The 19,874-nt window shown below is 60.9% G+C and carries 20 protein-coding genes; 3 read left to right on the top strand and 17 right to left on the bottom strand.

Annotated elements, in window-relative coordinates:
• Positions 1-51 precede the first annotated feature (51 nt).
• The gene (locus AC3A5K_RS03880) at positions 52-642 is read right to left on the bottom strand and encodes an NADPH-dependent FMN reductase (RefSeq protein WP_487616179.1); all 591 of its coding nucleotides are present in this window, start codon (positions 640-642) and stop codon (positions 52-54) included.
• Here AC3A5K_RS03880 and AC3A5K_RS03885 point away from each other — a divergent pair, their 5' ends adjacent.
• Positions 643-1,647, top strand: a complete 1,005-nt coding sequence (locus tag AC3A5K_RS03885) for an FHA domain-containing protein (protein ID WP_487616180.1) — start codon at positions 643-645, stop codon at positions 1,645-1,647. It abuts the gene before it with no gap.
• A gap of 156 nt (positions 1,648-1,803) precedes the next feature.
• On the opposite strand, the gene AC3A5K_RS03890 is transcribed toward AC3A5K_RS03885, so the two are convergent.
• Positions 1,804-2,250 (bottom strand): winged helix-turn-helix transcriptional regulator, encoded by a 447-nt coding sequence (locus AC3A5K_RS03890; protein ID WP_487616181.1) that lies wholly within the window; start codon positions 2,248-2,250, stop codon positions 1,804-1,806.
• Positions 2,251-2,295: 45 nt separating this feature from the next.
• Between AC3A5K_RS03890 and AC3A5K_RS03895 the strand changes: the two genes are divergently transcribed.
• Entirely contained in the window at positions 2,296-2,850 is a 555-nt protein-coding gene (locus tag AC3A5K_RS03895; RefSeq protein WP_487616310.1) for an FMN-dependent NADH-azoreductase, read from the top strand.
• Positions 2,851-2,972: 122 nt separating this feature from the next.
• On the opposite strand, the gene AC3A5K_RS03900 is transcribed toward AC3A5K_RS03895, so the two are convergent.
• The 3 genes from AC3A5K_RS03900 to AC3A5K_RS03910 form a co-directional block, all read right to left on the bottom strand.
• Positions 2,973-3,251 carry a hypothetical protein gene (locus tag AC3A5K_RS03900; protein ID WP_487616182.1) on the bottom strand — a complete coding sequence of 93 codons (279 nt, stop codon included), beginning with the start codon at positions 3,249-3,251 and terminating at the stop codon, positions 2,973-2,975.
• A gap of 741 nt (positions 3,252-3,992) precedes the next feature.
• The gene (locus AC3A5K_RS03905) at positions 3,993-6,875 is read right to left on the bottom strand and encodes a S8 family serine peptidase (RefSeq protein ID WP_487616183.1); all 2,883 of its coding nucleotides are present in this window, start codon (positions 6,873-6,875) and stop codon (positions 3,993-3,995) included.
• 283 nt (positions 6,876-7,158) lie between these two features.
• Positions 7,159-7,431 (bottom strand): hypothetical protein, encoded by a 273-nt coding sequence (locus tag AC3A5K_RS03910; RefSeq protein WP_487616184.1) that lies wholly within the window; start codon positions 7,429-7,431, stop codon positions 7,159-7,161.
• Positions 7,432-7,772: 341 nt separating this feature from the next.
• Here AC3A5K_RS03910 and AC3A5K_RS03915 point away from each other — a divergent pair, with 341 nt between their 5' ends.
• Positions 7,773-8,702 carry a helix-turn-helix domain-containing protein gene (locus AC3A5K_RS03915; protein WP_487616185.1) on the top strand — a complete coding sequence of 310 codons (930 nt, stop codon included), beginning with the start codon at positions 7,773-7,775 and terminating at the stop codon, positions 8,700-8,702.
• 49 nt (positions 8,703-8,751) lie between these two features.
• Here AC3A5K_RS03915 and AC3A5K_RS03920 read toward each other — a convergent pair whose 3' ends face one another.
• From AC3A5K_RS03920 to AC3A5K_RS03975, 12 genes are all read right to left on the bottom strand, one after another.
• Positions 8,752-9,423, bottom strand: a complete 672-nt coding sequence (locus tag AC3A5K_RS03920; protein WP_487616186.1) for a glutathione S-transferase family protein — start codon at positions 9,421-9,423, stop codon at positions 8,752-8,754.
• Positions 9,424-9,827: 404 nt separating this feature from the next.
• A complete protein-coding gene (locus AC3A5K_RS03925) occupies positions 9,828-10,199 on the bottom strand; it encodes a YajD family HNH nuclease (RefSeq protein WP_487616187.1) in 372 nt (123 codons plus the stop codon).
• A 200-nt stretch (positions 10,200-10,399) separates the two neighbouring features.
• Positions 10,400-11,080 (bottom strand): hypothetical protein, encoded by a 681-nt coding sequence (locus tag AC3A5K_RS03930; RefSeq protein WP_487616188.1) that lies wholly within the window; start codon positions 11,078-11,080, stop codon positions 10,400-10,402.
• 100 nt (positions 11,081-11,180) lie between these two features.
• The gene (locus tag AC3A5K_RS03935; RefSeq protein ID WP_487616189.1) at positions 11,181-11,450 is read right to left on the bottom strand and encodes a hypothetical protein; all 270 of its coding nucleotides are present in this window, start codon (positions 11,448-11,450) and stop codon (positions 11,181-11,183) included.
• Between the two features lie 661 nt (positions 11,451-12,111).
• Positions 12,112-12,645: a hypothetical protein gene (locus tag AC3A5K_RS03940; protein WP_487616190.1), complete on the bottom strand. Its 534-nt coding sequence runs from the start codon at positions 12,643-12,645 to the stop codon at positions 12,112-12,114.
• Between the two features lie 233 nt (positions 12,646-12,878).
• Positions 12,879-13,268: a hypothetical protein gene (locus tag AC3A5K_RS03945; RefSeq protein WP_487616191.1), complete on the bottom strand. Its 390-nt coding sequence runs from the start codon at positions 13,266-13,268 to the stop codon at positions 12,879-12,881.
• 15 nt (positions 13,269-13,283) lie between these two features.
• Positions 13,284-13,631 (bottom strand): hypothetical protein, encoded by a 348-nt coding sequence (locus tag AC3A5K_RS03950; RefSeq protein WP_487616192.1) that lies wholly within the window; start codon positions 13,629-13,631, stop codon positions 13,284-13,286.
• Positions 13,632-13,678: 47 nt separating this feature from the next.
• Complete coding sequence (locus tag AC3A5K_RS03955) at positions 13,679-14,005, bottom strand: hypothetical protein (RefSeq protein WP_487616193.1); 327 nt, start codon at positions 14,003-14,005, stop codon at positions 13,679-13,681.
• A 60-nt stretch (positions 14,006-14,065) separates the two neighbouring features.
• Entirely contained in the window at positions 14,066-14,962 is an 897-nt protein-coding gene (locus tag AC3A5K_RS03960) for a restriction endonuclease (RefSeq protein WP_487616194.1), read from the bottom strand.
• A gap of 217 nt (positions 14,963-15,179) precedes the next feature.
• On the bottom strand, positions 15,180-16,400 hold the full coding sequence (locus AC3A5K_RS03965; RefSeq protein WP_487616195.1) for a phosphorylase family protein: 1,221 nt from the start codon (positions 16,398-16,400) through the stop codon (positions 15,180-15,182).
• A gap of 1 nt (position 16,401) precedes the next feature.
• Complete coding sequence (locus AC3A5K_RS03970; RefSeq protein ID WP_487616196.1) at positions 16,402-16,863, bottom strand: hypothetical protein; 462 nt, start codon at positions 16,861-16,863, stop codon at positions 16,402-16,404.
• Positions 16,844-19,795 (bottom strand): hypothetical protein, encoded by a 2,952-nt coding sequence (locus tag AC3A5K_RS03975; RefSeq protein ID WP_487616197.1) that lies wholly within the window; start codon positions 19,793-19,795, stop codon positions 16,844-16,846. The genes AC3A5K_RS03970 and AC3A5K_RS03975 overlap by 20 nt, the downstream gene beginning before the upstream one ends.
• Positions 19,796-19,874 lie beyond the last annotated feature (79 nt).

Raw genomic sequence — 19,874 nt, forward strand, 5'->3', positions numbered from 1 at the left:
CCGCGCGCAACCGGCGCGGATGCCTGCGCCCACGCGGCGCTGCCCCGCGACTCAGTAAGGCGGCGCCTTGCGCGCCTTCTGCAGACGGGCCGCCTCGGTCCACCAGAGCAGGTCGTCGGCAAAACGCGCAAAGCTTGTTTCGAGTGACGCTCCGGCCGCATCGATCGGCGTGCCGTCAGCGTCCAGCGTCCTGGCGATGGGACCGACGTTCACCGTGCTGGAGATGACCACCATGCCCATCTCCGACAGGGTGCCGTGCCAGGCAACGCTTCCGCGTGCGCCGGCCAGACGGCCTGCCGAATAGCTGACGATGCCGGCGGGACGCCAGAACCATTCTTCCAGGAAGTGATCGGTCAGATTTTTCAGGCCCGGCTGCATGCCCCAGTTGTATTCGCCGGTGACGAAGACGAAGCCGTCGGCATCGCGGATCTTGCCGGCCAGCGCCTCCATCGCCTCCGGCGCCTGGCCCTGCGGATACTCCTTGTACATGCGGTCGAGCATCGGCAGGTCCACGGCCCTGGCATCGATCAGTTCCGCATCGACGCCGCGTGCCTGCAAGCTGCGCACGCAGTAGTCGGCCAGGCGGATGCCCATGCGGTCGGCGCGATAGGAGCCGTAGAACACCAGGATGCGTTCGGACATGTGCGTGCCTCGACGGGGTTGCGAAGATCCGGGCTGCAGCATCGCATCACGGGCAGCGTGCCGGGGCGAAGGCCGCTTGCGGCATCGGCGCGCTTGCGATGCGGACCCCAATCGGCCATCCATCTCGCCCCGGTTTTCACATGGCGCGTGGCTAGAATACGCGCGGTTGTCGGCGCTCCAGCCCTCACCGATTCGCAGGGGGCGAAGATGAAGCTGGTGTTTCCCAACGGTGAGAATGGCCAGGTGCTGCTGAGCGCAGGCGTCAACCGGATCGGCTCGACGCCGGGCAATGCAGTCGTGCTCACTGGAGACGGCATACACGCCCTCCACTGCGAGATCCATCTCACCGGCGCCGGCGCGAACCTGCAGGTGCCACAGGGCGGCGGTCCGGTGTCGGTCAACGGCAGGCCCGTAGCCGACCTCATGGCGCTGCGCAGCGGCGACCAGATCGACATCGGCACCATCGTCGCGAAGTTCGCCCCGCTCGAGCCCGCACGCAGCGCGTCTGCGCCCCGCATGGAGCTGGATGCCGACGACGACACCGGCGCCACCCGCGTGCGCATGGCAGTCCCGAAGTTCGTCCTGCGCGGCATGTCAGGCGCGGTTGCCGGCAAGGTGTTTCCGGTCGCAGGCCCGGTGGTCATCGGCCGTGCGCCGGATTGCGACATCACCGTGCCGGCAGACGAAATATCCCGGCGGCACGCCCGGCTCAAGCCGGTCGGCGATGGCCTGTCGGTCGAGGACCTGGATTCGTCCAACGGCACCTTCATCAACGCCAGGCGCGTACAGCAGGGCTTCCTCAACCCGGGCGACGAACTCCAACTCGATGCCGTGCGCTTCATGCTGATCGCGCCGGGCATGGAAATCTCCCAGCAGAGCCTTCGTGCGCAGCCCGCCGATGCGGTGCCACCGCCGCAGATCGCGGCGAGAAAGTGGTTGCCGGTCATGCTGACGGTCGCAATGGTGCTGGTGGTCGCAGCGCTGGTGGTGATGCCAGGCTGGTGACGCCCCCGGGCGCGTGCGCCCGGCGCCGGGCCGTCGCTGAAATCCGGCGCCACGCCCGACACGAGAACCGCTCAGGTGCGCGTCTGCAGCCGCGGTCGAGATGCACGCTTCAAGCCGTGCACCGCATCCCAAGGCGGAATGCCCGGTCAACCGCGCTCAGTCTTCCGGATCGCGCTCGGGGTGCTGCGCATCGAATGCATGCCGTGATGCTTCCACCACCGCGCGGTTCGCAATCGCCCACTCGCCAAGCGCGCTGACTGGCGCCAGCAGCGACCGGCCCAGATCGGTGAGCGCGTAGTCGACCCGCGGCGGAATGGTCGGAGTCACGGTCCGCAGGATCAGCCCGTCGCGTTCCAGCCCGCGCACCGTCAAGGTCAGCATGCGCTGCGAGATGCCCGATATCTCGCGCTTGAGTGCGTTGAAGCGGCGCGGCCCCTGACCCAGCTTGCCGATGACGAGGATGCTCCACTTGCTGCCCACGCGCGCCAGCACATCGCTGACGTGCATGCAGCTTTCGATGGTGGGTGCCGTCGGGTTGGTCACAGCCATGTGCCTCCGGTTACCGGCCTGTGCCGTCTTGTGGAGGCTCACCTTGTAGCGCATCGTCGCCCCGGGCACAAATCGTAACCGAGGCACAAAATAAAACTACTGCATCTCGACAGCGCTATTACCGGCGACGCGTCCGTCAGCCGCCGACTCACCGCCGGCATCGTGGCGCATCTCGAAGCGGCCAATCCCACACTCGACGTCACCTATCGAGACCTGGGCGCCGACCCGCTCGACCACTTCACGCTCAACGCCCCGCCGCCGACCGATGCGCCCACATCCGAGGTCGCGCAGTTCCTGGCCGCCGACATCGTCGTGATCGGTGCGCCGATGTACAACTTCACCGTGTCGAGCCAGCTCAAGGCCTGGATCGACCGCATCGTGGTCGCCGGCAGCACGTTCCGATACGGAGATGCGGGTGTGGTCGGGCTGGCGGGCGACACGCGCGTCATCGTCGCGGTCGCACGCGGCAACCGTTACGCCGGCGACGCGCCCGCCGCCCATCAGGAGCACGCCGAAACCTGGCTGCGAGCGATCTTCGGCTTCATCGGCGTCACGCCCGAATTCGTCATTGCCGAAGGCCTGCTGCTCGGACCCGAGGCCAAGGACGCGGCAATGACGGAAGCGCGGTCTTCGATCGACGCACTGGCGGCTTGATGCAGGCGACGCGGACCGTTGAACGTCCCTGACGCAGCAGTCATGCACTGAGCGGCTACCCGGCGGGTTCCGCCGGTGAGAACGACGCGCCGGACGCTACCAGCGCCAACCGCATTCGCTCGTCAGTCCCGCCTCAGACGCCGCGCTGCGTCAGCCGCAGTCTGCAGAACGCGCACGTAATCCTCTCTGGCGGCCGGGGCCTGGCTGGCGACGTTCTCTAGCCCCTCGACATACGCCGCCACCAGCGTCGTCGCGTTGTACTGATCGGCCAGCTCGGCCATCGAATGCGCGACGGCATCATTCAAGTGCCAGTGCACGTTGACGCCCTTCTGGGCCTCATTGGCGAGGTCGACGATGCGCAGCAGATGCGGCGTCACCAGGCCAACAACGGTCGTTCTCATTGCTTCAATCCTTCGTCGGAACTGCGGAAGGCTAACCAAACCGTGGCTGGATTGCTCGATCTTGAAAAAGCGAAGCGCGCGGCGGCGCCAGGCTCGCTGATCAAGGGACGCGTCGGTGCAGTTTCGGACGCTGGCGCCCGCACACTGCGGACCCTTCGATTTTCCTGGCGGAAACATGCTGTGCGCGGGGCCGAAAGCGCAACTTGGTGTGCCCGGTGTCCCGCGGCACATCGCGCAGCGTGGGAACAACCGGCTGCCCTGTGTCCTCGGCGACCGGGACCGGCTCGACCTGCTTCATCTGCCGCGGAATCCGTGCCCGCGACTGGCGTGAAATAAATCTCTCATCGGCTCGACTGAAGCTCCAAGCCGGCCTACGCCCCTCAGCTCAGGAACGCGTCTTTTCAAGCCGCGCCTTCAGATCCGCAAACGGATTGGAGGTCGCTGCGGCTGTTGCGTCTTCTGCGTTCCGCGCGCTGACGCCGGTGTGGTCGAGCTGACGCTTGAGGACGCAACCACTTCCAACGATGATCGAAGCCACGCCAAAGCAATTTGCAGGGCTTGGCGAGCCAGGCCGTCGAAGAATTCGGTACAAGTCGGATCCCTGAACCCGATCCCGTTTCTGCCCCGCTTCCCACAAGGCTGACAAGTAATCTGGCGCGTTATTCCGTCATTGACCGAAAAGCCGGCCAGCCGCCGGCACTCAGTTCGGCGAAGCCGGCCAATGGCCGGCTCGCCCCATGATCAGAATGCTGCCGAGTACCGCAGCGCGACTTGCTTCAAATCGCCACGCGGCCCGAACCGCTGGTCGTAGCCGAATGACAGCTGCGAAGCACGGCTGATCCTTGACTGCAGAGAAACACCGAACAGGCCACCGGAACGCGCCGGTTCGAAAGCATCCAGCGGCGACCAGCTGTCCAGCGCCACGAAGCTGGCCTGCGACTGCAGGCCGTCGCTGGACAGCAGCTGCTGCCACTCGGCGTAGGCGCGCAGCGACCAGCTCTGCCAACCGCGCTCTGCACGCAGGCCAGCAAGGGCCTGGCTGCGAGTCGCCACATTGTCCCGCGTGCGCAGACCGAACCCCAGCCCACCCTGCTCGTTGAAGCCATCGCTGGACACACGCGCATACTCCGTGCCCAGATACGGGATGATCGCCCCGCTCAACGCATTGAAGCGATAACCCGATTCCACGCTGGCAGCGCTGAACCCGCCTTCGTAACGCGCATTGACGCCGTACTGGCCCGCGCCAAGAAGAAGCTGGCGCTCGACATCACGCGCGTAGCGGCCAGCTCCGAACTGGGCAAGTGCGTAACCGCGCTGCCCTAGCGACCAGCCTGCATACAGCTGGGCTTGCGACTGGCGGTCCTGGCCGCGGTCATGCCCCCATGCCCGGCTGCTGTGGCTGCGGGTCTCTCCAAAGGCAAAACCCACAACGCTGCTGCCCATCAGTGCGTCCTGGCCGATCATCCAGCCACGCGTATCGCCGTTACTGCCAGCAAAGCTACCCTGTCCCACTTCACCCAGCTGGCTCTGCCAGCTGCCGTGCAGGCGCGGCGTGTTGCGCACGTCATCGAAGCGCGACGAGAGTGCGCGCCGGCTCATGTCGATACTGTCGAAGGTCATCGTCGAAGCGCGTGCATGTGCCTGTCCGGACAAACTGTCCAGGCTGGCCTGCAACGCGCCAGCCCCATGCACTTGCTGCAGCTGCCCAGCACCGTCGGAAAAACTGGCCGGAACGATGCCACCGGCATCACCATCGAGCAGGCCGAAGGCCGACTCCACGCGCGCCGCCGTGCGCAATGCAGCGCCGCCGATGTTGGCCTGCTGAGTGGCCAGGGTGACGTCGATGCGGTCGGTGGTGAGCACGACATCGTTGGGCGAGTACGACAGCGACGCAGAGATCAAAGTACCGGGAAAAAGGCCGCTCGTGACTTCGTCAAAAGTGCCGATCAGGCCTTGCCCAGCGGTCAATACGGTCTGCCTGCGGCCGTCGGCAGCGACGTAGCCGCGAAGAATGTTGGACACGTGGACATCGCCGCCCTGCAGCGTGGCTGTGCCCGTAATGTCGAGCGGACTGCCGCCCAGCGCGACCATCAGACGCGCGCCGCTGCGGTGCAGATAGTTGCCGTCGATTGTGGCCTCGATGTTCGCGTCGTGCATGACCACCGACGCGCCGTTGTCGACGTTGCCCTTGACCCGGCTCGTGCCCATGAACTGCAGCGCAGCGTTGATCGTGTTGGCCGGCTGAGGCACCACCACCACGTCGGACGTGATGGACCCGCCATCGCGCAGCGCTAACGTGCCGCGCTCGATCCGCGTATCACCCGTGTAGGTGTTGGTGCCCGACAACCCCAGCGCACCCGGCCCTTGCTTGATCAAGCCGCCACTGCCGCTGATGTCGTTGCTCCACGCTGAATTCAGGCCGAGGATCGTGTTGTTGACCGTGACGTCGCCCCATTCGAACTTCGCGGGGCCATTGATGGCCTTGGCGATGTTGAGCAAGCCGTAGCCGAAGGTGCTGTCCGCGCCGGGCGCGCCCAGATCGGTGGCGGTGCCCAGCAGGGTCTGACGTACCAGGTCGTTGTCGAAATAGGGGTACTTCTGCCACACCAGCGCCGCAGCGCCGGACACCTGCGCAGCCGCGAACGATGTGCCGTAATTCCACAGATACCTGGGTGTGCCGCCGTTGGCCCCGGTGTACGCCGGGTCGACGAACACGGCCGCACCGGGTGCGGCCAGACAATAGTTGGCGGCCACGCCGCAAGCGTTGGCGTAGGACGCCAGCGTGCCTGGATCGGTGGAGTCCACCGCGGTCACACTGAGCCAGCCGCGCGCCAGGTCGGTTGCGGGCAAACTGCCATTGGCACCGGTTTGGCTGGGCAGCGCCGCCATGCTGGACGGGTCGGCCTTGGATTCGTTGCCGGTAGCGAATACCACCAGCCCGCCGCCATTGATGAACGGCCGATACTCCTGAGCGATGGCCGACGTGGCGGCCGGGTTGGTCCAATACAGACCGCCCCATGAGTTGTTCATGATCTTGACGCCGGCCGCCATGAGATCCGCGTGGACCCGGGCGAGGCCCAAGGCGCCACTGACCTCATTGCCGTTGCCGCTGCCGTCATCGGCGGGCGGCTTGTCAGCGACGATCCGTGCAGAAACGATTTCTGCGCCCGGAGCGATGCCGCCCGGCCACGCGCCCACGGCGGTGCCCGCAGCCAGCTCCGCTACCGAAGTGCCATGTCCAAGCACGTCGTCGACGCCGAGGTTGTTGGTACCCGGATCGACGTAATTGAGATTGCCGACCACGCGTCCAGCCAGAGTCGGATGACCCCGCATGACGCCCGAGTCGATCACGCCGATACGCACGCCCGCCCCGGTCAGCCCGGCGGTCCTGGCGGCCCCCGCCTGGGTGACGGTCAGGTGCGCGTCGATGGCCGGTTCGGCCGGCCTGTCCGGCTGCGGTGTCGGTGTGATGGGCGGCGCCGGAGGAGGTGGCGGCGGCGTAGTGGGAGGCGTCGCCGGCGTGCCCGGATTATCCGCCCGCACGTTGCTGCCACCGCCACATGCGCTCAATGCCACGGCCAGCGCACTGACCAGAACTGCCCTGTTTAAAACAACCTGCTTCATCCTTGCCCCCACGTAGTGAACATCACAGTCAGTGCCCGCCATCCCCGGCGGACACTCGTTTTCAGCTTCCCCCTGCTCGGGGGCATCCGCCGAAGTTTGAACGGAATCGCACCGGCTTCCCGTACTGAAGCTCCGCAGCCGACGCACCGCTAACGGCGCGTCGTCCGACGATGCGGTACACGCATCAACCCAGTCCTACGCCGTCCCCGGGCGAGCCTGTGTCAGCACTGGCGCGGCGTCAGAACAGGAAAGCGCAGCTGACTCCGTTTCTCGGCAGAGTGAATCAGTATCCGGATTGCGAGGCTGCGGCTGCGCCCGGCACGAACTGTTGGCCAATTGCCGTCAGGCGTCGGTTGAACTCGTCCAGCGCGGGTTCGCGAAGATTCCGGCAGCTGCGATAGCTGCACTCCAGCGTCGCGACGATGGCGTATCCGCCCGACGGCAAAGGCCGCTTGATCACGCGGCCGTACATCGTGCCCTTCCGGGATGTGTCACCCGCCACATAAGTCTCGATCACGGAGTCGTTCTGGTTGCTGACCCGCATCCCGGTCGCCACCTCGATTTCCTCGATTGCCGCCAGTCACATCGCCAGGCACTGCCGGTCTTCAACGCACACGGGCGTCGGCTCTGCTGTCTGCGCGTAGGCAGGTGTCGCAACCGACAACAGCCCCACGACCACGGCCGCAGCCAACATTGAAGTCGTCTTCATCGTCATCCCCTGAATTTTTCGCAGGCCTCCCCTTTCACACGCGTGCGATGGCCAGCCGCACCCGGCAGAAGCATAATCCATCGTCGCACTCAAGGAAGCATCCTTTACTCGAGTCGCGCATGTCGGCACGTCGCTCGAACTTGTCACCGCGCTTGGACAGGACGGCATCGCAACCGTATCGTCAGCCGATGCCCGGATTCGAGCTCACAGCTGATGCATTGCGGCCCTATGACCGCGCCAGCCTCGTGGGCCAGCGTGCACTGCCTGGCAGGACGCTGGCGAGCAGCGCCAGCACAGGCTGGCGCTCCGCGCTGATCGAGCAGATGCACTGGCCCGCCGGCACCACCGCGTTCGAGACGCGGCCCTCGTCGGATCTGCGCATTTCGATGGTGCTGCGCGGCGCGCACCAGACCGAGGTGCGCGTGGACGGCCAGTGGTGCAAGACGGAAGCGAACGTCGGCGCGATCGCAGTGACGGCAGCCGGCGATGTGGACGAGCTGCGCTGGCGAAGCGAGGTGCCGATCGAGACCATCCATCTCTTCATCCCGGCCGACACCATCTCAGCAGCGGCCTGTCAGCTCACGACAACGGGTATGCCGCTGCAGCGCGCAGTTCCGTCACTGTCGTTCGCCGATCCCGCAGTCGCGGGCGTACTGACGGGTTTGCTCTCGGCTGCGAAGCGCGGCGCGCCGGATCTGTACGGGCGGGAGACGGTGCGTTGGCTGTCCACGCATCTTCTGCTCACGCACAGGCTTGCTGCGGCAGGCAAGACGGCCGGCCCTTACGATCCCCGCATTGCACGCGCCATCGCCTGCATCCAGCAGAGGTATGCCGACCCGCTGTCGCTGGAACAGCTGGCAGCGGTGGCCTGCATCAGCAAGTTCCACTTCTCGCGGCTGTTCCGGCTTGAAACCGGCATGTCACCCCATGCGTATCTCCTCCGGGAACGCTTGAAAGCCGCACGAACGCTGCTGGCCACCTCCGACACGTCCATTGCACGGATCGCAGTCTGCACCGGCTTTGTTCGCACATCGAACTTTGCGGTTGCCTTTCGAGGCGCAACCGGGATGACTGCGTCCGAGTACCGGCAACGTCGCGCGGAACGCTCGCCCGCCTGATCCGTCCTGGCGGGGATCTGCCGTGCGGCGCTGCCGGCAACCCGCGGTCTCAGTTGTCGACGCGCGAGGCCAGCGATTCCATCATCAGACCACTGCTCGGACGCGCGGCCATGCGCGCCAGCCACGCGGTGACATTGGGGCGCTGCGGCGCTGCGATCCATGGGATCTCTCCGGTCGCAATATTCGCGCCCATAAAGCCATACAGCAGAATGTCGGCCATCGTCACGTCATCGCCCGCGATGAAGTCTCGGCCTCCGAGGTCGTTGTCCAGTTGGTTGAGGCCGCTGTCGGCCAGCAGCCGATGCGAGCGCCGCGCTTCCGGCATCAGGATGCGGTGGCCGCGATACGCGTTTTCCGCCGCCTCGGTGCCGCGCCACCACGACACGAATGGCATCACAATTTCCAGATAGGCCCGACGGGTCCACATGTGGATGACCGCGCGTTCCTCCGGCGTCTCGCCAAACAGGCGTCGACCGCCACGTGCGATCTCGTCCAGGTAGCCGCAGATCGCCGTGATCTCGGTGATGATCGTTCCGCTGTCGAGGCGCAGCGCGGGAACCTCGCCTCTCGCATTGATGTTCCGCAGATACGCCGGGCGACGGTTCTCCAGACCGATGAGATCGATGGTTTCCACGTCGAATCGCAGCCCTTTGCGCTCATGCACGAACAGTCGGACGACGACCGGGTTCGGACCCGGCGCGTTGGCGTCATAGAGGATCATCCAGCTCTCCTGTCAGTGATCGGCCTGCCGGGCTGCGCCTCGGTGCGAGCCACCAGCCTTCAGCGACACGGCCTTGGAGAACAAGGATGGATGCGGCATCAGAATGCCGCGCGGCAGATGGCGGAGAACCGCAAGAATTCGATCAGGATCCGCAACAAATCGAAATGCATCAGGGCTTCGGAGCAAAGACGCCGCAGCGTGGAAGCCTCGGCCCGAAGGACGACTCCGGCAGGACGTGGAAGAAAGCTTCCAAAGCGGAGCGTGCTTTATCGAGTTCCACCGCTTTGCTGCGGATGCAATCACAGCGTTTGGGAGGAGACCGCATGTGCCGCGACGTGCATCAGGTGGACCGGCCACCGGGACATCTCTACCGAAACCCCGGTGCTTATCTTCAGCCTTCCCGGTCAGACGCGGCTCTTTTCAAGCCGCGCCTTCAGATCCGCAAACGGGTTCGACGTCGCCGCGGCTGGTGCGTCCTCCGCGTTCCGTGCGCTGACGCCGGTGTGGTCGAGCTGCCGGGAGTGCTCGTTGTCGTGGCAGTACACGCACAGCAACTCCCAGTTGCTGCCATCGGCCGGATTGTCGTCGTGGTTGTGGTTGCGGTGATGCACCGTCAGCTCGCGCAGATTGACGCGCGTGAACTCGCGCGCGCAGCGGCCGCAGATCCACGGGTACATCTTCAGCGCCCGCTCACGATAGCCGGCGTTGCGCTGCTCGGCACTGCGGCGCGCCTCGGCGACGATGCGGTCTAGCTTGGACGGGTCGGGGGTGGGCATGGGCAGAGTCTAGCGCCGCAACGGCGCCAGGTTCACGCGTTTGCGGAACTGCCTGCCGACGCGGCGCGTTCCCATGCATGCCTCGCGAATTGCGCTCGATCGCTCCGGAGACCTGCGGCCCCAATCCGCGTGTTGCTTTACGCAAAGTCGATCGCGGTCTTTTCGTCGAGTGCACCAAACCCCACGCACTGCTGTCCGAATCAGTCGTCGCCCTTCCCCGCCTCGCGACTCTGCGCAAAATCCGGGAAGGTCTCCGCCATCGAATCCTTGTCCGGCAGGATGTAGAACACGCCGCCCTTCTCGAATGTCGGCTGGACAACCAGCTCGTAGAAGCCGGTGTCGACGTTGATGCAACCGTGGGTGACGCGGTTGTCGTCCGGCGTCGGCGATGCGAGGCGTTCCCCGCGTCGCTCGGCCGGCGTACCGCTCGCGGTGGGGTGCAGCGAGACCGCCGAATCGTAGTCCACCCAGAGCACACGCCCGGCGTCGATCGATGGGCCATAGCCGCCCACGAAGCGACCGGCCGGCGTGGTGCGATCACGCCCCGGAATTTCACGCAGCGCAAGACCTGCGATGCCGGGCGCTGCATGGTCGCCGACCGCCGACCCGAACAGCCCGGGGGCCGCGCCCTGCAGCTTGCCGTCGCCGCCAAATACCAGCACCTGCGCTGCGGCCTTGTCCATCACCATGAACGGATAGCCGTGGTTGTCATTGGCGGCGATGACCCAGCCCGCAAGCTCGATCACCGTGTCGGAGACCTCCTGGCCGGGCGGAAGCTGGTTGGCCGAGGCGGCCTGTGGCGCCACGGTGTCCTCGGCCATCGCCACCCCGACGCTGGCGGATGACAACGCGAGCAACAGCGCCGTGTGGAAGACCCGCATCGCAGGGTGTGTGGACGTGGCGATGGGACAACTCCTCGAAAAGACGGGTGACACACCGGGACCCGTGGCCAGCAGGCCAACGGGTCCCGGTCCGATCAGATCAACCGCGCGGCGTGCGACGCGGTGCGGTTTCAAGCTGCTGGACGCGACGTTCCATCTGATCCAGACGCTGGTTGGCCTGCGTCGCCGACTGGTTGGCGGATTCCGCGCTCTGGGCCGCGCCCTGCACCCGCGTGTCGAGGGTGTCCAGGCGCGAGTCGATGCGTGCGAAGTCTTCCTTGTAGGTGGCGCAACCGCCAAGTCCCACGGCTGCGACAAGCGCCACACCAATCATCTGTGCCGTCTTCTTATGCTGCTGGGTAAGCGACATTCGAGTTCTCCTGCTTCGGGGGGAGACCGGAATATAGCGGCGTTTTTGCCATGAATACCGTGCACCTTCAGGCGAGATTGGAATACATAAACGGCATGTGAAATGTGCTGATTTACGCACCTAGGGCGTCCCCTAGATGCCGGAAATAACGCGTTGTGCTGTGCAATTCGGACAGGAAGGCTGAGCGGAGTCAGGTTCACTTCTCCGACGCTCCGATCATTCGACCGGCCAGCCATCTACAGACCCGACCGATGCGCGCACCGCATCCGGAACGGCACGCTGCGTGCTGACCTGCCAGCGCTACATCGAACTCAATCCGGTACGTGCCCGCATCACCGACGATGCGGCCGCCTGGCGCTGGTCCAGTTACGCCGCCCATTTAGGTGACGCAAAGGATCGATGCTGACGCTCCCCCGGCATGGCTGGCACTCGATTCCGATCCGCTCATGCGCGCACGCCGCTGGCGGGACACTGCTCAATGAAGCCGTGACCGAAAAAGACCTCACCGCGATCCGCGAGCACCCTCAAAAAACAGCACGCTTGGGGCCGCGACGACTTCCGCACCATGGTCGAAGCCAAGAGGAAGCGCTTCGCAGGCGTCCGACCTGCTCCTCGACCAACCAAGACGGATAAAGGAACCTGACCTCGTTCTTGCCCGCTGTCATCGGTAATACCGAGCCAATCTGAGAAAGAAGTAGGCCCCGGGAAGAAGCAGCGCCGATATCCAGAAAGTCAAAAAGAAAATTGCTGCAACAGTTAGATCACTACGCGATGCGAACTCAAGAAACGCGGCCGTTCTTAAACTAGTTGCCGAACTGACGCCAAGCGCCAGAAACAGCATCACAGGCGCGCCTGCGCCCAAAACCAAACACGCCAACGACAGCCGCCAATACTCCATTGGCACCATGCTGGGAGCGGTCCAGGTCAAGCGCCTTCGAAACCATGCAAGATTTGCAAGCAGCACCGGCACATACAGAAAAAGCATCCCAAAGAACAAGCTTGGCATGTAGTCGAGGGCACGATTTCGCGACCAAAGGGCTTGGAACCTCGCCTGATCCGGGAGCAGTGCGTCGTGCACTATACCGGTCAGGTCGATGCCCAATACGGCCATCGCGATAGCGGCCACGAGGTAGAGGTAGAGCGCGATCGCCATGACATCCAACTTTCGATGCGCAAAGGCTTTGAACTTACGCATGTGCTGGCTCAATTCTAGTTTGGCCCGGTTGAGCAAAGCATTTAGGTCACGTGATTCAAGCTAGTGGCTCACTACTTATGAGTGGACTTGCCCTCTATATTGCCGGCCGCATGTCGTCCCCTGACCGGCTTACGTCGCCGCTCGCGCGGCGTCATCCTAGATGAGTGAACTTGACCCCGTTGTTGGATACGGCATGGGTAAGTCAAATCGATTCGGGCGCAAAACGAAGCCGATCAGTCTTCGACGGCGGTGATACGGCCGTCTTCAACTTTCCAGAGGCCGTTCTTTACGGTGGTGACGTAGAACGGCTTCCCCTTCCAGAGACTCCAGAACACGTGGATCTCGGTCGGAGCTGGGTCGAGCAGATGCGTGACGATCATGGCGACTGCGTTGGGTGCTGGATTGAGGTCAATGCAGCTCCGCGTGTAGGGACGCCACGCCGTCACCACATCGCCTTCCGTTTCTACACGGTTCGAGCCGCCCAGCCGCACCACGCCTTGCGAAGGTCGCGGAATCAAGAAGACCACCCACTGCGCCTCCACGCTCGACGGCAGCACCACCGTGTCGTAAGCGTCTCCGCATCGCGGCAAATCGAATGCCAATGCCGTCGTGCGGGCCTGCACGGCCGCTCTCTCGTTCTAGGACAGCTCGGCCGGAGCCGGCAGTGCCTCGATTGGCGCCGCGAGTACGCCGTCGGTCGAGACCGCTGCCCGATAGAGCGCAGCGGATGCGTCATCCAGCAGGGTGACGTGGATCTGTCCCCCGTAGCCCAGGGTGATCTCGCCTGCCACGCGATCGTCCTCGCGCATGGTCTGATCAGCATCCATCGCCGCGCGCACCGCTTCGATCGCTCGATAATGCGTGTAGATCGTCCGGCCGGACGCTTCAGCCGATGCGTTGGCGTCTGCATCGCTGATTTCCGAATCGTCGCGGGCTAGCGCAGGCCAGCACACCAGCAGTGCCCCGACCAGAAGCGCCGTGCGCACGTGCCGGCAAGCGAGCGCAGCCGACTGATCAACGCGGGACCATCTCGTCATCTGGGCAGCCTCATGGACTGGCTGCGCATTGGAAGTCGATCGCCGTTCTCTTCGATGATGGTCCAGCCGTCGATCTGGGACGCCTCGAGCACCGTTACCTTGCGCTGCAACCCCCACCAGCTGGTCTGAGTGACCAGCACACGGTCCGAACCTTCGAACAGAAGATCGCTCGATTGCCACGTCGAGGTCAGCGCAATCAAGCCAACGGCTAGCAGCATGACGAAAATCGTGCCGATCAACGTGTCGAAGAACCTGCCGATGGCGCTACGGCCCTCCGTGGCCGGGGATGCTGCGATGTGACCCTGCTCTGCATGTGCGTTCATCTCGTTTCCTGGGTGAAGCGCTGTGATGCGCCCGGTGGACCGAAGGCGCGGAATCCGTTCTCACATTTCGGGTGTCGAAGCGCGCAGCACCTCCATCGCGGCATCTGCCTTGCGCTGAGACTCGCGCACTTCTGCAAGGGTTGGCTTCGGGCGTGCCGCGTGTTCGACGCAGCGGTCGACACTGGTACCGGTTCGCGGATCGTGGTCGATGCAGAAGCTCGCGACTGCGGGCGTGGACGCGACGGCCGAGCGCGACGGCACGAACTGGGGCGCTGGCGCGGGACGCTGGATGGCCGCTGTCGCAGGTCGGCCGACGGCCTGCAGGCTCTGGTCGAGATTCCGACTGAGCGCCTGGATGACCTGATAGGCGACCAGCAGCATCACTACGAGAGCAAAGCCCTTCAGCGCCAGCGTTGCGGCGGTGGCCTTGGCCCAGGACGTTGCCGCCTTGCGGCCGGCCGGCAAGGCGCGATCCATGGCAGCGTGCAGCAAGTGTTCCCCGACCTGCGCGGCCAGACTGTCGGCGGTGCGTGTTGCGGGCGGCGCTTCCGGCAACGGCCCCAGCATGGCGCGAAGCTCGTCGCCGTCGATCAGCTGCACCAGCCCGTTGCGGGTCGCGGCCTCGATCGCGGCTTTGGTGAACTCACCGCTGGTGACGAGGATCGCGGCATCGGCGCGCGCGTTGACCATCAGCCCGATCAGCTGATGCACCTCGTTGTGCGGCACCTTGTAGGCGTTCCAGTGCTTCACCTGCACCAGGACTACCCGTCCTTCGCGTTGCAGCTTCAGATCGACACCGCCATCGAACCGACCAGCCGATGCGCCCGTCCCCACATGCTCGACCTGATAGCCCGACTCCCGGTAGTACGCGGCGAGCAGATGCTCAAGCCGGTCCCACCGCACCCCTGTCAACGCATCGTCCCGACGATGCGTCACCCGCTTCAATCCCTGTCGCATGCCGTCCCCCTGGCTGGCCTACGTCGCCGCTTGCGCGGCGTCATCCTAAATAAGTGAACCTGACCCCGTCATTTTTCTCGACCAAGCACGACGAGTAAGTGAACCTGTACCGTTATCGATTATTTCCAAAAAATCACTATCGGAACGGCAGCGCCGTAAATGGATAGACCTAACGATGCAATCTCAGATAAAGGACCTCGCGAGATCGGGCTCAGGCTTATGCGAGGAAAGTATGACCGTAACTCCTAAGGATTGTGGCAAGCGCATTCGCACTAGTGAATGCGGCGTAGTGCTGCCAGGAATCCTCTTTATGCTCATCCGCAAAGTCGCAAACCGACTTCACGCAGAAACTTGTGGTGCGACCTCCACTCCAAGAACGAGCAGCGGCCATAACACCAAAAGACTCCATCTCAATGGCTAAAGTCTTCCTGTTGACCTCCACAATCCTCTGCACGACCTCAGCATCAGCTACCACTGGCGCACCGCAAGCCATAGGTGCAATTCGCATATTCAGCGAGTGAGAAGGTTTCGAACCCGGATACTGGCTCTTAATTAAATCAAGTGAAGCGCGATCTTGCTGCAACTGCTGAAAAGCTGCAAGAACCGGCTCAGGTGTAGCTATAGAAACCGGCTCGGGCGCAAAGGGTCTACCACTAGCACCCACCAACTTTCCAGACTCCCAACTCCAAACCTCAGAAGCAGCGACAATGTCCCCCAACTCGCAACCCCCTCTAACGCCTGCGCAAATGCCTGACATGCAAATAATTCGCGGGCGTAATGTAGAAACAAATTTTGACGCGAGAACTGCTGCGCTCACTGGCCCCATTCTCAGCGAACACCCCGCAGCAACTGACAGTCTAGTGCCGTCGACAGTCTCTATCTCGCCTAAGCGATAATACGTAGACTCATCAAGCCTTATGGGCTCCTGCCACTCCAGCGGAAGGCTCAAGATCGCCTCGAGCTCAGGAGCCGCCAACGCGGTCAAGATGCAGACATCTACGAGAGGCGCCCTTCGATAATCAGAGAGGGATCTACTTAGATGCTCCACAAACTTAGAAATACGATCTTTCCAACTGGCGTCAGCCGTGGATAGCAAAGTCCAAAATCTCTCTCTGAAGTCTGCATCGAAAGTTTCAGATAAATCTTGATAACCCGTGACGCCGATTACGTACTTTGGATGGGGGTAAAGGTCATAATCCATAACCTCTCTCAGAAGCGTTGATCCAGCATCCCGAACTAGCTCGCCATCTGGATAGGTAGGCAACGCAATATCAAGCACAAGAAGATCAAAAGAACCCGATGCCAGCTCTTTCCTTGCCTCGATCAGCGACCCTGCCTCGACAACCACCGCGCTCTGATCCCCTCGCAGAACTGATCCAACGACATCTGCACGCTTTGTAAGTTCATCTTCAACAACAAGAACTCTCAATTGCGACATTTTATACACTTCCCACAATTAATTTGAGCTCGTTCGCCAGATCATGCCTCCACTTTTCGGAACCGGCGCCGTATCGAATCAATGCTACGAAGTTATCTGGAAAGTCAGTTCGTATCAGAGCTTCGAGTTTGTCGATATCCAGTGATGCCTCGCCTTCACCGAACTGAAGGAACTGCGTAAGAACCACGACCTTAGTGGTCATATCCAATGATTCTATATGCTGAATCACAGATATCCCTCCAAATCCTTGAGGCCGCCCCCCCGACTCCCCAGGACCGACGTCGAAAGTCGGCAGCGACATATCCAGAATAACCGCCTCTATGTCAGGAAAGGATTCAAGCTCCCGCATGGAGGATGATATAGATCTAGAAAAAATAGTTTCGCAGGCCGGGAATTCCTGTCTGAGCAGGAGATCAACACTCTTCCGCTTAAACTCATCATCTTCAACGACAAGAATCTTCATTCACGAACTCCTCGTAGACATCGCGCAGCAGAAGAGGCATAAGCAAATCAACCCGAAAACGCTCGCCATCCAGATCAAAACTAATATTAGATCGCCCCTCGAAAACAGTCGATTCCCCCAGACGACGTAGCTTGAAAAAACCTGTCCCTCCTTCACCTGCGACACGCTTCCTAAACTCACCTGACTCGAGCTGATTTCTTATCCTCTCTAGCTTCTGCTGTGATTCAGCTACGTCAGATATAGAGACATCATTTTCTATCGAGAAGAAAAGCATTCCTCGATCAGAAATAGAAACATCAATTCTGATTTCGACCGGATTATCAACCCCAGAGTGTAAGTACACATTATCAAAAACAATGAATAAAGCATCAGCAAGAACGAATGCGCCTGACTGAGCTGTGAGAGACGGTATTCTGCCGTCGATCTTTAGGTGAGTTACAGGTTGAAATGTAGGACGAGCATTAGTTGTCAACTTTTCGCCCATCTTGACAATCTGTTCAATCGTATAACTTCTATCAGAGGCTTCCTTTCCTAAAGGCCGGAACCAGATCGAAACTTTGTCCGCAGCGATCGCGAGATTGGTTCGAGCTCTACCAAGCGCATCTGAAATAACACGCATTGCAGGATCCTCGCTGAGAACCTCGAGATTAACTCTCAATTCTTGCAAAGTTCGATCCAAATCCGCCTTAAGGCTTTTCGAAATTTCAGATCTAATTCTGTCTAACGCCGGGTTAAGCGAAGTCTTAAAGTTAGAAACACATATCTCCACTAAATCCGGCAAAGACGTACTCTCTGACATACTTCCCTTCAGCCCGTTTATCAGAACCAACGGGACCGCATCATCAAATGCCCCATCCGGCTTACTTTCCGTTCTGATCTGAAGTAGGTCCTCAACGATAAATCCTATCCGATGATCCACTTCCTCCGAGAATTCGCGGAAAAGATTATCTAGGATCGCCGATTTCTGGGGCCCGATTACATCCCTCGTTTGATCCCAGCGATCGATCTTTGCATAATCAACTCCGTCCACCTTAGAACAGATTACGGAAAGCTCCTCCAAAGCACCTCGAAGGTGACCCGCAAAACTGCCGTGCCTTATCCTCAGACTCAGAAATGCGTTCAGTCCAAAAACTGGGTTTGAGTAGAACTGTCGAGACAACCTTTGCACTATATCTGTGAGCAGTCGGTCAGCTTCGGTTTTCGGCCGCCCCAAGAGAACGGGCGGGATTGCAGCGCCTTCCTCAGCCATCTGGATGCTAAGAAGAGCAGCCTGAATTTCTGCGGCCTCCGGAACTGATGATCCACGTAAGGACATGTATCTTAGGTAGTCTTCTGACAAGTACTCCTGGGCCCACTTAAGCAACCCGTCCGCACTTACGAATAGTCGACTACTGTCGAAGTGACGCACGCCCTCTTCCAACTCGAGGCCAAAAGTAATCTGGCGGATCTCATCCAAGTACTGATTGCCGTGTTCTGGATCTAACAAGGTCAATTCCTGGCAGATTCGCATCCTCTCTTCTGAAAGCGCTCTTGAGCTACCAATATTAGTGTTAACTTCCATCACGCTTTCAACGCAAGCGCGCCTCAGAAAGCAGATCATAAGACCCTCAGAGTCATTTAGTTCTGACAGGTCTGAATAATTTTCAAGCCCACTTACTCTCAGAATTCTGAGGGCGCATTGCTGCAAATGCCTATGCAAACGCTGCCGCTCAGATTCACTATGAATTTGACGTAATGCAAAACTTAAAGATATTGCCAACTCTAAAGTTGAAGACTTTGCTTTTAATTCCCCCCACGCCTTGTTAACCAAGAGCTCAGCCAACGCAAACTCATCCGCGGACCCCGGGTATTTGACAATACAGCTTACGGCTATGCAGATTGCCGACCACCAATCACCGCCATCCGCCTCAACTAAAAACCTAGATTTTGAAGAGGACACCTTATCGAAGTAATCGCCGAACTCAAGCTGAGCACACAGCTCTTTTACAAGTAGAGAATCTGCTCCGGGTGCGGATATTTGATCAAACATCCTTTCGCGGTCTTGCAAACCCTCACTCCAGATTGTTTCGACCCCACATGTATTTCTAAGAGCCTCTCGAAGGCGGCTAGATTGGAAATGCCCCTTCGCGACAACGGCCTCCGAATAGGTTCCGACAATCGTTCCCAGCGGGATGAAGCCGAAGGCCAACGCATACTTTCGAGCCTCTTGAAAGCTATCTGGGGCCGCCTCATCCCTGCTTGAAAGCGAGGTTAGAAGCCTAGAAATCTGAGTTGGTGCCTCTGAACTCGCCGCTTTACTACCAGAGCGAGTGGCAGTTAGCAGCTTAGTAACTTCGCGCGCAGATTGCAGAACCGAAGGAAGATCGCCACTATTCTCGATGTATCTTGCGATTCTCGGATCAGAAATCCCATCAAATCTCGCAAAAGATTTAAGGGATACATCAAAGCCAGACCCGATCCACCCCATAAATCCGCTTTCGACAACAAATACTACTGCTTCGTAAAGGTCAATTATGGAGCCCGTGCCTGCCACGGTAAGAAGAGTTACATAATCATCTTTGCTCTTTGGATGAGTTCCAAGAGCCACCCACCTCAAATATACTTCCCAATCTTGGTCAAGCCGCCAATCGGCAATTATCTCTTCTGCTCTCGCAAGATATCCATTAATGGACACCGCATCTTCATTTCTTTGGCTACACAGGTGAGCGATGGCTATGGGCAGACCTGCATGTGTCTTAATAAGTTCGGCTGTATATTCCTTCTGAGCTTCCTGGCCTTTACATCTATGCAGCACGGCTAATCGTGAGGCAATCAGCCAACCAGAAAGGCCGAATTGCTTTTCTATTAGATCAAGTTCCGCTAATGCTTGGGGCCACCGCTCTTCAATAATCAATGATTGAAGGCGACGCTTCCCCTCCAAGAAACTGTTCAACGAGCTCTTCCATCGCTCGACTTGCGCGAACGCCCACTCGACCTCTAATTTTAGAGGGAGCGATGAATATGGCTTCACA

It is taken from the genome of Luteimonas sp. Soil_C_5, from assembly GCF_057656615.1.